This window comes from Desulfotalea psychrophila LSv54 (assembly GCF_000025945.1).
Classification (GTDB): Bacteria; Desulfobacterota; Desulfobulbia; order Desulfobulbales; family Desulfocapsaceae; genus Desulfotalea; species Desulfotalea psychrophila.
The window spans coordinates 1,120,272-1,134,928 of record NC_006138.1 but is presented as its reverse complement, the minus strand read 5'-3'; the positions used below and the strand labels follow the sequence as shown (position 1 = coordinate 1,134,928).

Here is a 14,657-nt window from a genome sequence, read left to right as displayed (position 1 = left end):
CATTACAGAGAGGATACGGCACAGACCGACGCTGCGCCGTCCTTATCCAACCTCTCCACATAGCCCTCCATAAAGTCCATGGCCCAGGCCTGCTTTTTATTACTCAGGTCAGAGGACCACAACCAGTGAATGTCAGAGGAGAAGAGGCGGCCCGGGGCAGAAAGGGTCGCCTGCCCCCTGCAGGGAAGAAGGGTGAGTAACTCGGCCAGAGTCGGAAGACGCCAATCCTGCCTATCACGCCAACAGACCTCATTGAGATGCTCTATATAGTGATGTGCCTGATAGGTGGTCATGGGGTAGCCAGAGCCACGACGTTGCCAGAGTAGACCTGCCCCCCTGTCCACCGCCTGAAAAGAATCAATTTCAACCAGTTCAGATGAAGCAGAGACCAAGGGCCTCAACAGCTTATCAAGGCCAAGTTTTCGGGCAACATCCTTAAAGAGGATACGCTGCGGCTGACTGCGAAGGATATGGGCTTTACCGACCGCTGCCTGAGGCAATAGCTCCTCGCCAACGAGACACTCTTCGCCCAAGCCTTCCATGGCCACCAGCATCTCTTCGGCACTGGCAAAACGATCTTTCGGATTAAGCTGGAGAGATCTCTCCATAAACGCCCGCCAATCCCGGGGCCAGGCAGCAGGAAGAACCGCCTCTGTGCCAAGCAGGCAACCGGTCAGCATCCTATAGGCCACAACAGCTAAACTATAAAGATCGGCCCGGCCATCAACCAGCCCATCCCTCTGTCGAAGCTCCGGGGCTGCATAATAAGGGGAGCCCACCTGCATCCCAGGCACTGCCAGAAGCTCCTCCCCCCGCACCCGGGAAAGACCAAAATCAATTATTTTTATCCGATTATCACTTGTCAGCATCAGGTTATAGGGTTTAATATCCCGGTGGATAATACCTGCAGCATGCAAACGGACAAGCCCCTTCAGGGTTTGCTGGAGATAACGAAGAGCTGTTCCGGGCTGTAAAGGCCGAGCCTTCTCCTCTATCCGGTAGGCCTCGCCCAACACCCCTCCCACCGAATGGGAATAATACTCCAGAACAATATAGGGGCAAGCCTCATGCTCTCCACAGTCAACAACCTGGGCGATATGCGGATGGGCAAAGCCTGCCATGATCCGTGCCTCTGCCAAAAATGCACGACAGAGAGCAGCCCAGCCAACCAAATCGACAAAAACCTCATTACGAGGTTGCAGTATCTTCAAGGCAACCAAACGACCACTAAAGGGCGCTTTCGCCTTATAAACCGTCGACATCCCGCCACGACCAAGACGACCTACAATTTCATAGGCTCCGACACTCTTCATAGCTTCTCCCCTGCGGACAGCCCCTACTGCAACCTGCTCGCATAATTTTCTGAAAAACCCAGGGCACGTATTTTTTTCATGGTTGGCAGGGGATCATAGGAGAGGCAGATAACCTGAAGCTCATGACTGAGGCTATCCCAAAGCACATACTGCGCCCGCCTATCCTTGCCTCTGGGCTGGCCCACACTACCCACATTAACAATATAGGAGCGACAAGGATCGAGGACGAAATGACCCTCCCCAAGCTTAGTGGTGATGAGCTGCCCATCCTCCACCTCCAACAAAGCCGGACGATGGGTATGACCGACAAAGCAGACATCCATCCCGGTACCGGCAAGGTACTCCCTAATCTCCTCATCCGGAACTTCATACAGATACCTACTAAAAGAATCCGGAGGAAAACCGTGGACAAAATAAGCCCTGTCCTGAACCCAAAAATCCGGCATAGCTTGACAGTAAAGAAGACTTTCAGGCGAAAGCATAGCACGCGTGCGCAGGTTATTTTCCTGAGCCTGAAAATTCAATCCGTCGTAGGCCTGAGAATCAAACATTGCCCTCTCATGGTTGCCGGCAACAGAGAGGATATTCATCATCTGCATGCGGACCAGAACCTGTTCCGGTTCCGGCCCATAGCCAATATTATCGCCAAGGCTTATCAGGAGATCATAGGGGCGCCCGGCCAAATCCGCTAAAACAGCAGAGAGGGCCTCATAATTACCATGAACATCAGAGATAATAGCTATTTTCATAGACTCTCCTTTTACTGGCCACCCTTCTTCTCTTCCAACACCTCCCAACGCAGATAGAGACGATCTACCTCTGCCCGCGCCTGCTCAACCTTCTCCCAACACGCGCCCAAACGGGCTGCATCGGCCACAACCTCCGGCAAAACCATCTCGGCCTCAAGCTCCTCAGCCAGGGCCTCGGCAGAGGCAATCCCCTCTTCAAGACCGTCGTACTCGCGCTGATCCATATAGGAGAGCTTGCCGGCACCAAAATTTTTGCTCTTCTCCGGGTTAGCGACAGGGGCAGCGACGGGGGCCTTCACCTTTTTCCTCGACCCGGCAATTTCTTCCAACCACTGTTGATAGCTTGCATAATAAATAGGACTGTCCTGAGCGCCAAAACCGAGTAATCTATCACAGATACGATCAAGAAGAAAACGATCATGAGTCACAAGCACCAGGGCTCCACTAAACTCCAAGAGACTCTCCTCAAGCACAGCCAAAGAGGGAATATCAAGATCGTTGGTGGGCTCATCTAAAAGCAGAATATCAGCAGGTTTACGCATAAGGTCGGCAATTAAAATCCTAGCCTGCTCGCCACCCGAGAGCTGTCCTACAGGGGTTTCCAACTGCTCCACATCAAAGAGAAACTTCTTAGCCCAAGAGACAACATGAATCAGACGATCCTGAAAGACAACGGAGTCTCCATCCGGGGCAAGGGCCCGACGCAGGCTGATGTTCGGATTAATATTTTCTCTATTTTGATCAAAGGAGACAATACGAATCTTATCTGCTGTACGGATTGTGCCGGTATCCGGAGCAAAGCCACCCTCTTCCACGCTGGCAGCAAGTAACTTCATCAGGGTTGATTTGCCACAACCGTTGCGACCCAGCAAACCAAGTTTACTACCCGGCGAGAGAACCAGATCAAGGTTTTCAAAGAGCTGTCTTCCATCATAGCTCTTACCAATACCCGAGGCCTCCAAAAGCTTCTTGGTCCGACGCCCCGTCACATCGAAGTCGATTTGCACATCCGTTTGCATTCGATTACGGGCTTTTACCTCACCGACCTTATCCATGAGCTTATAGGCCTCATCGATACGATAACGAGCCTTGGTACTCCTCGCCTTGGGGCCTCGACTCAGCCATTCAGCCTCCCTGCGAAGCTTATTAACCAGGCGCTCCTCCTCCAAGGCCTGCCCCTCTAAGAAAGTAGCACGCTCGGCCAAAAAGCGGGAATAGTTACCAGCAACTTGAAAAATGCCCTCTGGGTAGGCGGCAGAAAGTTCAACGATTTTATTGGTACAATTTTCTAAAAACCTTCGATCATGACTCACTAGCAGATAGGCAGCAAGATTCGTTCTACCACTGAGTAAAAGTTTTTCAAGCCACAAGATCCCTTCAATATCAAGATGGTTTGTGGGCTCATCCATGATAAGGACATCCGGATCAACCAGCAGAGAGCGACAGATAGAGAGACGTTTTCTCCAACCTCCAGACAGCACACCGACAAGGAGGCTTGAATCCTCAAACTCCGCCCGGGAAAGCAACTCATGGACACGGGTATGCTTCTCAATATCGTTCAGAGGCTCTCCATCAAGGGCATGGAACAGATTGTCTGCAATGCTCTGCCCATCAACAAAGATCTCTTCCTGAGCAAGGTAACTCAACCGCACCTTTTTCTGGCAAAGCACCTGACCGCTATCCGCATCCTCCTTGGTACAGAGTATCTTCAACAAAGTTGACTTGCCAGAGCCATTAGGGCCCACAAGTCCAATTCGATCTCCCTGATGTATAACAAGATCAATATTCTCAAAAAGCCTTCTTGCTCCAAAGGCCTTGGAAAGTTCTTTACAGCTCAATAAATGTGACATAGGAATCCCAACAGAATCAAATAATAACCGTAATTAGACCCTGAGCATGCACAGATGAAGTAGCATGCCCTAATTTTTTTACAGTTGCGAATTTACAGTACAGCGAGTATAAATATACTATATACAATAAAAATAATGGTAGTTTTTCTCATCCTACCAAGTCCAAAACAATCTGACGAGGTGTTTTATTTCCTCAAAACACATCCCTCCTTTCAAAAAAAACACATATGAATGATCTATTTCATTTCATTATCGCTAAAGATAATGGCAAGATATTTCGCATCCAACTTTCCAAAAGGACACTGTACATTACCATCGCCAGCGCCTCCATCCTCCTTTCCATATTCGGCATCGCCACATTTTCCTCCCTTGGCCTCTGGACAAGCAATCGCTATATGGATAATAAGCTCAGTAAACTGGAAAACCGGCTTGGGCAGGTCCAAAAGCAACTCTCAGTAGTCAGCCAAAAAAGCAAAAGCAAAGAGCTACAGCTCACTCAACAGCTTTCCTTCCTGAAAGAGGAGAAGGCAGAGCAGACAGAAACATTCAAGGCTGAAAGAGAAGAGCTTATTTCTACAACCATCAGCGACCTCAAGGAACGTAGCAAGCTCATAGAAGATATTATGGGTGGAATAGGTATCAAGATCAATAAAATTATCCCGAAAAGCTCCAGGGAAAACAGCGGTGGTCCCTATATTGCCAACACAGATGGTGCCTACACCCCCCTCATCCTTCAAGCTGAAAAATATGTACAAATACTCCGGACACTTCCTCTAGGCCGACCAATTCCAGGAAAAATAACATCTCGATACGGTCCGCGCGCCGACCCACTCAACAGCAAGGCGGCCTTTCACTCCGGTGTCGACATTCGGGGCAGGAGAGGCGATAAGATCATTGCCACAGGAGACGGCATTGTTGAAAAGGCCTTCTACAACGGCGGCTACGGCAACTACGTGCTCATAAGCCATAAAAATGGCTACAAAACAGCATACGGTCATATGAAAAAGTTTCTTGTAAGAAAGGGTGACAAAATACAGAGAGGCCAGACAATTGGGCTTGTGGGCAACTCCGGCAGATCAACAGGCCCCCACCTTCATTATGAAGTTATCCTGAACAGGAAAACGATAAATCCAAGTAAATATTTAGCTATCAAAATCCCTAAAAAGAAAAGAAAGGTCGCACATGTTCGGTAAATCCACAAATGTTGAAAGCACTTTGAAAAAAATTGACGGCGAAGCAATTGCCTCAATCATTGATAAATCCATGACAATTACTGGAGAAATTTCCTTTAAGGGCAAGACGCGTATTGACGGCACAGTCATAGGAAACATCCGGGGAGAACACCTCATTCTCAGCGAATCAGGCAAAATAGAGGGCAATCTCCAACTAGATTCCTTTAACTGTTTTGGCTCTCTACTCGGTAACATAAAGACAGGTCTCCTCACCGCTAGAAAGGACTGTTGCATCGTCGGTACAATTGAATCGACAAGCCTGACCGTTGAGCCTGGGGCAGGAATTGAAGGAGAGGTAAAGGCCGCTCTGAAAAAACAGGTCGCTCCCCCTTTACCAGAAAAGAAAAAATAACCCCCCCCTCCTCTCCACCTCAAGAAACACAAACCATAGCAATTGAGAAGACTGTGCCTTTCCCCTGAAGGGATTCAGTACGTAACAAATGCCATGACCTTTGCCTCATCTCGGCGACAACAATAGGCGCAACAAGGCTTAAACGCAGACAAAAAAAAAGGGCTGTTGCAAATAAATGCAACAACCCTTTAACTGCAAAACCAGACTGCTAATTACTTATACACAACCTGTAGGCTTAGGAAGTCCAGCCATTTTACAAGCTCCCTTTCCTGGTCCTGAAGGAAAGAGCTCGTAGATTCTCTTTAATGGGAAACCAGTGGTCTTAGAAAGAATACGAACCATAGGAGCGATTCCGTTCTTCTTGTAGTACTCTTGAAGAGAATCAATAACCTTCCTGTGCTCGTCGGTCAACTCTTCGATACCTTCAACGCTACTTACGTACTCAATCCAATCTTCGTTGAATTCTTCCATTCCTGTAAGAAGGAATCCGTCTTCGTCTACCTGGAAAGATGATCCATTATGTTCAAGTGTTGGCATTTCAAACCTCCTAGTGGATATTCATTGTGGCTATAAGTAGCCGTTTTTTACTCTACAGATAAATCTGTCCCTGCTTTATTACTATAGTGCATTTTCTTTGTCAAGAAAATGCGATTTTTTTACATAAGAGAAATTCGTCTGTTTTTAAAAATAATTGATATGGAGGGGGCCATTCCATTTTCGCCTATTCTCCACAACTTAAGATAAGCCCTCCTTCTCAAAAAAAGCTCAGCAGGCAATCTCACCCGGGGCAAAACCCCGTAACGAGCAGAGAAAACGCCCTTCTAGCAGCAAATCTCATCAAATTCAAAAGACCTCCCCCTTCTCAACCTAACGCATTACGGGAGAATCTTTATGGCCCTTTCCATAGGAAAATAAACCTTTTTTCTTGCGAAGAGGCAAAAGAATGTGTAAGTTCATCCGTTGGCTTTTTTCATATAATTTATGCCATTAATAGTAGCTTGCTTACTTTTACTTGAGGCTGAGAACACGAGACAGTAGAGGGATGTGTTCTTCTTATTTTTTCACTAACCATAATTTTGTGTAGAACTATGCTTCAGATATTTCGGAACAAAGCACAATCGATATTCATCCAAATCATCGTTGTTGTCATTGCTCTTGTTTTTATCTTTTGGGGAGTTGGTGCCAATATGATGAACAAGTCGGAAGCGGCAATTGTTGTCAATGGTGAAGAAATTAGCCTTCAGCAATTCCAACAAGCATACGACCAGGCCTTCCAACAGCTCAGCGACCAATTTGGCGGCAAAGTTCCAAAGGGAATGGCCGATGCTCTGGGTCTGAAAGATCAGGTTGTGAATCGATTGGTTCAACAGGAATTATTGCGCCAGGGTGGTAAACAGATGGGTGTACAGCTTAGCGCTGTAGAGATCCAACATGCTATCCAGGCTATGCCTCAGTTCCACAAAGATGGTGCCTTTGACGTCAAGTCCTACAACTCAATCCTTGCTGCTAATAGACTCAGCCCAAGCAAATTTGAAGCAAATATTCGTCACGATATGCTCGCCGAGAAAACAGCTAGGGCAATCAATGAGTTCAGTGCCCATGCTTCAGATTTTGAAATAGAAGAATTTTACGGTCAGGCCAACGAAGGCGTTTCCGTCGATTTTGCCAGCTTTTCTCCAAAAGACTTTAGTTCACAGGTAAGCGTTGAAGAACCAGCACTTGCTCAGTGGTTTAAAGAGGCAAAGGATAATTACAAAAAAAGTCCAGAGGTCAAACTCACCTACCTCGCCTATGATTATGCCACAATCCAAGAGAAAATATCTCTTGATGAGGCGGCAATCAATAATTACTACCAGTCACACTTAAACACATTTCGCTTAGCAGAGAAACGTCACGCCCGTCACATTCTCTTTGTGGTCTCTCCAGGAGATAGCGACGAGAAACAACAGGCACAGCTAAAAAAGGCTGAGAACGTCCTGAAAAAGGCTCAGGCAGACGAAGATTTCGCCCAACTAGCCAGGCAATTTTCTGAAGGGCCAAGCAAGAGCGAAGGCGGAGACCTGGGATTTTTTGCCCGCGCTGAAATGATTCCTCCCTTTGCAGATGCTGTCTTTACCCTAAAAAATGGTGACATAAGCGGTATTGTAAAAACCAACTTTGGTTACCATATTATTAAGCTTGAAGGTATCCAAGAGGCCAAAACCAAATCCCTTGACAAGGTGCGGGAGCAGATTGCCCTATCTCTTCAACAGGATCAGGCCAAGGCACTTGCCTTCCAACTTGCCAATAATGCCTACGAAGGAATTATCGGGGCAGGCAATTTGCAAGCATATACAAAGAAACATCCCGAGACGCCTGCAATCACAACAGACTATTTCTCCCAACAAAATCCTCCCGCCAATCTCAAGGACAATAAGCTCTTCTTAGAAAAGGCCTTTGCCTTGGGCAAAAAAGAGCTCAGCTCTCTATTGCAAACAGATTCAGGATATGCGGTTATCTATGTTGATGACATAAATACGCCGGCAACACCGACACTTGCCAAAGTAAGAGACAGAGCAACAGAGGATTATCGTAACTATCTTGCCAATGAACTTGCCAAGAAAAAGGCCGAAGAATTTCTCAAGGGACTGCATGAGGGTAAAGAAACATTTACCACCCTCGCTGAGCAGACAGGAGTTCAAACTGAAAAAACAGACTTCCTCCTTCGCCAAGGTGATAGTGGAACGTTTCCCCAGACCCTTTTGGAACAAATTTTTCTTCTTTCACCACAAAAAACAAGTCCTGATACCATTGGCCAGGCAGACGGTAGCTACTACGTCTACTCCTACATAGGACGCAACACCCCTAGTGCATCTTTGACCGCCCCAGAAAAAGAACGTTATATTTCTGGTATATTAAACAACAAGCAACAGATGCTTCTCTCTGCATGGCTTATCTTTCAGCAAAAAAATGCACAGATTGAACGTAACCAGAGCCTGTAAAAGAATAATAGCCAAGCCGCCATTGAGGCGACTTGGCTGTTTCACACCTCATCTTCCACAAAAGCAAAATTCCCTTTGTAGTAACTACAAAGTAACACAAGCCTAAAGCTGAAAAGTCTCCGTGAAAAGCCAAGCATTGTTCGATTTTGATTCGTTATCAAGGCGGGGGGGGCTTTAATTTTTTATTGTCTTTACTATTTGAGACCTTTCTTAAGCCAACGATCAAGCATTCAAGACACGGACAGAATCACACATTATGTCAACTCAAACCGATTTATTTGCCCAATACGACAAGCTTTCCAGCTTTGAACAATCTCTTTTAAAGTTCCTCTCTATTGTCTATGAGCCCGCTCATACCACACTGATAGTTAATTGTCTGCGCAAGCTTGAGCTGAAAAATGCTCGCGGCAGCAAACCCACTGCGGCCAATTTAAATCATTATTTCAATAAGTTTGAGGAATTTGGTCTTATCACAGCGGAGAGACAATGTGTTGCTGAAATGGTAGAGACACTGAGCAAAATGTGTATTGCTGAAGATGTCTTTGACCTCTATGCCAAGACAATTCGTGAAGAGGCACCAGTTTCCTATTACTATGGTAAATGGTCAACAAGGTGTTGGCGTGCTTTACGCGAGATGAGAATTGGTATCTATACTCAAGACTTTGATCTTATCGATGAGGCCTCAGAGTTTCTCTCCACCCAATGCAAAGAAATTGTCCCGGCAGAGCCACCAACTGTACGAGTCATAGCACACCCATTTGATGCCGATTGGTTCCGGGGAATTCCCGCATCTTTCCAATTTTATCTACTCAGTACAGTTCTGCAATATGCCCAGGCAAGTCTCAGTGACTATCCCGAGATCCACAATTTCATAAGCAGCAGTGAAGAGCTTGAGCACCTCACCGATGACGAGAAAATTCCCTTTCGCAGACTCCTCGCCACCCAGCTCCTTATGCAGGCAAGATCAGAAGAGGCAGAGCTACTTGTTGCCGACCATACCGATTCTTTTCAGGGAACCGGTGCCCTTGGTTCAGCCCTCTTCCTTCAGGGAAAAACCGACGAGGCTCTGCAGGCATTTGAAAATGACCTGCAATTTTTACGTAAACTTAGCGGCAGTGAGCAGGCGGCAATTTTTGGTCCCTTTGGCCTTTTCCACATTCTCTGCCTCCTGAGCGCTAAGGGCAAGGAAGGCTTTACAGAAACGGCCTCCCAGATTGGCACGGCCCTCAGTCTCTTTGCTGGCTCTGCAGAAACAGATTCCTACAATTTTCTGGCAACAGTTCTCAACTCTCATCTCAATAATCATAATCAAGATGATGAAGTTGCTATCTCAGACGAATCTGACCCCACGGCTCTAACCCTTGTCTTTGCTGGCCTCTGTCAATACTGGCTTAACAGTACAATTTCGCCAGAACTTGAACAGGAACTAAGAAATCTCCATGACAAGGCTACTCTAAGCGAATATAATTTTTTCAGCATCGTTCTCAGAGAAATACTTACCGAAACAAAGGCAGACGTCGAAGAGGGTAAAGAATTAGCTGAAGAAACTGTAAATCAATTAGAGACTGTCGGACAATTACCCAAGCTTCTTCCTCTGCTCAAGGCAGAAGAGCCATGGCGTCGAAGCCTTCAGGCATTAATCTCTGCCACAGTTACCGCAAACGCCAATGACCCGAGCCAGGAAATACGCCTTGCCTGGATGGTCGCGACCGGTGAGAAAAAGAAAAAAGATGGCAAAGAGATCTCTCTTACGCCAAGAGAACAAAAGCTGACCAGTTCCGGTCATTGGAGCAAGGGACGGCCGATGTCCCTGAGTCGCCTCTACCAAAATACCAAGCTGACCTATCTCACCCCTCAGGACAGAAAGATCTGCGCAACCATTAAGAAAAACTACAATCCCGAAACCCATAGTACAAGCTACTCTCTTGATCGGGATAAGACATTACTTGCCTTGGTGAGTCACCCCCACCTCTTTCTAGCAAATTCACCCACAACTCCTGTTGAATTTGTTGAAGGTGAGCCAGAACTATTAGTAGAGGAACGAGGTGAAAACCTCCACATCCGCTTTGCTCAGCCCGTTTCAAGTGATAACGTCAATTATCATTTTGAAACCCCGACCCGGGTTAAGGTCATCGCCATCAATGAGAATCACAGGAGAATTGGTCAGATTACCGGCAAGGATGGAATGACTGTGCCCCTGTCAGCAAGTGATCAGGTACTCACTGCCATCGGCAATATCTCCTCTTTTATGACCGTCCACTCCGCTATTGCTGCTGATATAAGCCAACACAATCATAATGTTACCATTGTGGAAGCAGACTCCAGCATCTATATGCACCTCATCCCATACGGCTCCGGATTTCGCCTTGAGATGTTTGTTAAACCTTTCAAAGACGGAGATCATTACCTCAAACCTGGCCAAGGTGTAGAAAATATCATGGCAGAGGTAAAGGGCAAACGTCTCCAGACCAAAAGAGACCTATCACAGGAAGAGCACAAGGCCCGCGATATTGAGGAATTATGTCCAATTCTTGATCTGGCTGTTGACCTCGAACAGGACAACGACCGTGAATGGCATCTCCAGGATCCAGACGATTGTCTCCAGGCACTTACCGAGCTTCAGGCCATACAGGACAAAATCATCATCGAATGGCCCGAAGGAGAAAAACTGACGATCGCCCACCAAATTTCGCCAAGTAATTTAAATCTCAAAATTCGTACCAACCGGCAAAATTGGTTTGCCATGAGTGGAGAGATTGTCATCGACCAGGATCACGTCATAGAGCTCAAGGATCTCCTGGTAAAGCTGAAAAAAGGCTCCAGTAGATTTGTCGAAATTGGTAATGGTCAATTTATCGCTCTTACCCAGGAGTTTAAAAAACGTCTCGAGGAAATGTCCGTTTTTGGCGATGATATTGAAGGTGATGGCAATGAGATCCTTATCCACCCCCTTGCGGCACTTCCCCTTGAAAAACTGGCTGAACATGCCAATACTTTTGCGGATCAGGGTTGGAAAAAACAGCTCACCGACATAAAAGATGTTCAGAACTATCAGCCAGTGCTACCAACAACCCTTCAGGCAGAACTTAGAGATTATCAGCTAGAGGGTTTTAGCTGGCTTGGCCGCCTTGCCCACTGGGGTGTTGGCGGTTGTCTTGCTGATGATATGGGACTTGGTAAGACCCTGCAATCACTTGCTCTTATCTTAACACTTTCTGAGAACGGCCCCACACTTGTTGTGGCTCCGACATCGGTTGCCAATAACTGGAGGGCAGAGGTAAAAAAATTCACCCCTACCCTTAAGCTTAAGGTGCTTGCCCATGGTGATCGCAAAAAAACCATTGAAGATCTCGGCAGCCATGATCTCCTTATCACCACCTATACCCTTCTCCAGCAGGAATCAGAACTCCTCTCCGGGGTAGACTGGCAGACGGTTGTCCTCGATGAGGCTCAGGCAATCAAGAATGCTGCCACTAAGAGATCTAAAGCGGCGATGGGATTAAAGGCCAAATTCAAACTCATCACCACCGGTACACCCATTGAAAATCATCTGGGCGAACTGTGGAACCTGCTTCACTTTGTTAACCCAGGCCTTCTGGGCACCCTACAAAGTTTTAACGAGAATTTTGCTATTCCCATAGAGAGATATCAGGACCGTGAAGCACGAACGAAACTGAAAAAGCTTATTCGTCCCTTCATCCTCCGTCGCATCAAATCCGAGGTACTGGACGAACTGCCACCGCGTACAGAGATCACCTTAGAAGTACAGATGAGTGAAGAGGAGAGACATTTTTACGAAGCTCTTCGCCAGAATGCTCTTGATATACTTGAGGGAAATAAAGATCGTAAGGGAAGACATCTGCAGATTCTGACAGAGATCATGAAGCTCCGTCAGGCCTGTTGCAACCCTCGTCTTATTGACAAAAACACCTCGATCTCCAGTTCCAAAATGAAGGTCTTTGGTGACGTCGTTGAGGAGCTTCTCGGTGGCAACCATAAGGCCCTTGTCTTCAGCCAGTTTATTGGCCATCTACACATCATCCGCGAATATCTGGATGAACGGGGTATCTCCTACCAATATCTTGATGGTAGTACCAGTAGCAAGATGCGAGAAAAAGGCGTTAATGACTTCCAGGCAGGAAAGGGTGATCTCTTTCTGATCAGTCTCAAGGCCGGTGGACTGGGCTTGAACCTTACCGCAGCCGACTACGTCCTACATATGGATCCATGGTGGAACCCTGCCATCGAAGATCAGGCATCCGATCGTGCCCACCGTATTGGGCAAACACGTCCGGTGACCGTTTATCGTCTGGTTTCCAAAAACTCTATTGAAGAAAAGATTGTTAAACTTCACCAGGAGAAACGAGACCTGGCCGGAAGCCTGCTCGAAGGTACCGACATTAGTGCCAAGATGAGTTCCGACGATCTGTTGGACCTTATCCGAAGTGATGACTAGACCGCAATAGCCTAGAGGCGTACCACCGGACAGTGGTACGCCTCCAAGAAACCTTGCAGAAGGGTCCTTTTCTGCAAATATCTTCGCTTGACTGTAAGGGGAGAGCCAATATCATCCTCAGTGATAAGGCCAGCCTCGGAGTCGGAACCTACTCCTTGTCGAAGTTTCCACTTTTCAAGCCACCCTGCCCAGGAAGATCCCATGAAAAACAACAAAATTGCAGTGTTCATTACCGGCGGAACCATTGGCATGAGCCCAAGCGATAGTGGACTTGGTGTCTCTCCTGATAATAATTTTGAACAGATCCTGGCAAGCCTTGCCCCTCGGGACGATATTGAAGTAGAGGCCATTTTCTGGGCTGATATTCCCAGCCCACATATGACTCCTGAACATATGCTCCAACTTGCCCACGACATCGACCAACTCCTCGAAAAGAATGACTACTCCGGTGCTGTCGTCCTTCATGGCACAGACCTGCTTGCCGAAACCTCCTTTGTCCTCAATGTCTCCCTGACCACCAGCAAACCTGTTATAACAACAGGATCAATGCGACACCTCGGCGAGGCTGGCTACGATGGAATCCGCAACCTGCAAAATGGCCTCATTGCCTGCACTAGCCTGCCACCAGGCGGTGATGTCCTGGTACAAATGGCTGACTGGTTATTTTCAGCCCAAGATGCCATAAAACAGGACTCCCTCTCCGTGGACCCCTTTGTCAGCCAAAGCAGGGGTGCTGTGGGCAGGATTGCCGCAGGCACCCTGATTCTCAACCAAAATATCAGCAAAAGAGCCAATAAGATCGGCAAAAAAGTAGAAGGGATTTCAGCCAATGTTGTCCTGGTCACCGCCTATCCCGGTATGCCCGGATCACTACTCATCAACCTACTAAACCAAGGGATAGAAGGCCTTGTCATCGAAGGCTTTGGCGCAGGCAATATTCCTCCAACTGCCGTGGGGGCAGTGCGGCATATACTGCAGGCCGGCATTCCCGTTGTCCTGGCAAGCCGCTGCATTCGAGGTGGGGTTGCCCCCATCTATGACTACCCGGGTGGTGGCGCCGAACTCATTGATATGGGCTGTATCTCTGCCGGAGCCCTTAATGGCACCAAGGCCCTGTTGCTCCTCAAAATAGCAATCAGCAACCAGGTAGACAGGAGTTCACTCCAAGAGCTCTTTTCTCTCTAATCCTAGGTAAAGGGACTGGCAGCAACCGCAATTCCTCATCACCCTGACCTATATAAAAACATGTAAATATTCATTATTTTATGTATTGTCCGTTTGATGTGAATATTTTTATCTACCCTCCTGTCAGCTCTTCTGCTCAACACAGCCACTCGATGTGCAGATTAGAGTAAGGCATCGTGGGTAATATATTACCTGTAGAATTAGAAATTGATCCGCAAAATAAAAGGTTGATAAATGAACAAGACAACTTTAGTAAAAAATTTGGCCAAAGAAGATTTGATAGCACATTTGAAGGATCTTAAGCAGCAGATAGAAACTCGCTTAATAGGTCAACGTTTAGCAGAACTGAGCATAAAATATACCCAGGATCATAGCCAAGACTTCCGCCGTGATGATCTCAATGGTGTGCTTGAGCTCGGGGCTTTTGTCCATGATGAAATTCTTTCAACAGACATGCTCTTTGATTCTCTTGTTAGTGCACTTGATAAGAGAGTTTTAGAATTAGAGTCTTAAATCTGACGAGGTTAAGCAAAACCGTC

The 14,657-nt window shown here is 47.0% G+C and carries 10 protein-coding genes; 6 read left to right on the top strand and 4 right to left on the bottom strand.

Annotated features, from left to right (window positions below):
* Positions 1–2: 2 nt before the first annotated feature.
* From DP_RS05035 to DP_RS05025, 3 genes are read right to left on the bottom strand one after another with little or no spacing between them, the layout of a single operon-like run.
* The gene (locus DP_RS05035) at positions 3–1,313 is read right to left on the bottom strand and encodes a protein kinase domain-containing protein (RefSeq protein ID WP_011188245.1); all 1,311 of its coding nucleotides are present in this window, start codon (positions 1,311–1,313) and stop codon (positions 3–5) included.
* A gap of 23 nt (positions 1,314–1,336) precedes the next feature.
* Complete coding sequence (locus DP_RS05030; protein WP_011188244.1) at positions 1,337–2,062, bottom strand: metallophosphoesterase family protein; 726 nt, start codon at positions 2,060–2,062, stop codon at positions 1,337–1,339.
* An 11-nt stretch (positions 2,063–2,073) separates the two neighbouring features.
* Entirely contained in the window at positions 2,074–3,912 is a 1,839-nt protein-coding gene (locus tag DP_RS05025) for an ABC-F family ATP-binding cassette domain-containing protein (RefSeq protein ID WP_011188243.1), read from the bottom strand.
* 227 nt (positions 3,913–4,139) lie between these two features.
* Between DP_RS05025 and DP_RS16665 the strand changes: the two genes are divergently transcribed.
* Both DP_RS16665 and DP_RS05015 read left to right on the top strand, forming a co-directional pair.
* On the top strand, positions 4,140–5,105 hold the full coding sequence (locus DP_RS16665; RefSeq protein WP_011188242.1) for a M23 family metallopeptidase: 966 nt from the start codon (positions 4,140–4,142) through the stop codon (positions 5,103–5,105).
* Complete coding sequence (locus DP_RS05015; protein ID WP_011188241.1) at positions 5,095–5,496, top strand: bactofilin family protein; 402 nt, start codon at positions 5,095–5,097, stop codon at positions 5,494–5,496. Before DP_RS16665 ends, DP_RS05015 begins: the two co-directional genes overlap by 11 nt.
* 216 nt (positions 5,497–5,712) lie before the next feature.
* Here DP_RS05015 and DP_RS05010 read toward each other — a convergent pair whose 3' ends face one another.
* Positions 5,713–6,033: a TusE/DsrC/DsvC family sulfur relay protein gene (locus tag DP_RS05010; RefSeq protein WP_011188240.1), complete on the bottom strand. Its 321-nt coding sequence runs from the start codon at positions 6,031–6,033 to the stop codon at positions 5,713–5,715.
* A 551-nt stretch (positions 6,034–6,584) separates the two neighbouring features.
* Between DP_RS05010 and DP_RS05005 the strand changes: the two genes are divergently transcribed.
* From DP_RS05005 to DP_RS04990, 4 genes are all read left to right on the top strand, one after another.
* On the top strand, positions 6,585–8,477 hold the full coding sequence (locus DP_RS05005) for a SurA N-terminal domain-containing protein (protein ID WP_041277642.1): 1,893 nt from the start codon (positions 6,585–6,587) through the stop codon (positions 8,475–8,477).
* A 256-nt stretch (positions 8,478–8,733) separates the two neighbouring features.
* A complete protein-coding gene (locus DP_RS05000; RefSeq protein ID WP_011188238.1) occupies positions 8,734–12,933 on the top strand; it encodes a DEAD/DEAH box helicase in 4,200 nt (1,399 codons plus the stop codon).
* A gap of 201 nt (positions 12,934–13,134) precedes the next feature.
* Positions 13,135–14,118, top strand: a complete 984-nt coding sequence (locus DP_RS04995) for an asparaginase (RefSeq protein WP_041277641.1) — start codon at positions 13,135–13,137, stop codon at positions 14,116–14,118.
* A gap of 234 nt (positions 14,119–14,352) precedes the next feature.
* On the top strand, positions 14,353–14,631 hold the full coding sequence (locus DP_RS04990) for a hypothetical protein (protein WP_011188236.1): 279 nt from the start codon (positions 14,353–14,355) through the stop codon (positions 14,629–14,631).
* Positions 14,632–14,657: the final 26 nt, after the last annotated feature.

What these genes read in the sequence shown, in the direction of transcription:
- DP_RS05035 (WP_011188245.1), bottom strand. Translation starts at nt 1,313, where the DNA reads ATGAAGAGTGTCGGAGCCTATGAAATTGTAGGTCGTCTTGGTCGTGGC.
- DP_RS05030 (WP_011188244.1), bottom strand. Translation starts at nt 2,062, where the DNA reads ATGAAAATAGCTATTATCTCTGATGTTCATGGTAATTATGAGGCCCTC.
- DP_RS05025 (WP_011188243.1), bottom strand. Translation starts at nt 3,912, where the DNA reads ATGTCACATTTATTGAGCTGTAAAGAACTTTCCAAGGCCTTTGGAGCA.
- DP_RS16665 (WP_011188242.1), top strand. Translation starts at nt 4,140, where the DNA reads ATGAATGATCTATTTCATTTCATTATCGCTAAAGATAATGGCAAGATA.
- DP_RS05015 (WP_011188241.1), top strand. Translation starts at nt 5,095, where the DNA reads ATGTTCGGTAAATCCACAAATGTTGAAAGCACTTTGAAAAAAATTGAC.
- DP_RS05010 (WP_011188240.1), bottom strand. Translation starts at nt 6,033, where the DNA reads ATGCCAACACTTGAACATAATGGATCATCTTTCCAGGTAGACGAAGAC.
- DP_RS05005 (WP_041277642.1), top strand. Translation starts at nt 6,585, where the DNA reads ATGCTTCAGATATTTCGGAACAAAGCACAATCGATATTCATCCAAATC.
- DP_RS05000 (WP_011188238.1), top strand. Translation starts at nt 8,734, where the DNA reads ATGTCAACTCAAACCGATTTATTTGCCCAATACGACAAGCTTTCCAGC.
- DP_RS04995 (WP_041277641.1), top strand. Translation starts at nt 13,135, where the DNA reads ATGAAAAACAACAAAATTGCAGTGTTCATTACCGGCGGAACCATTGGC.
- DP_RS04990 (WP_011188236.1), top strand. Translation starts at nt 14,353, where the DNA reads ATGAACAAGACAACTTTAGTAAAAAATTTGGCCAAAGAAGATTTGATA.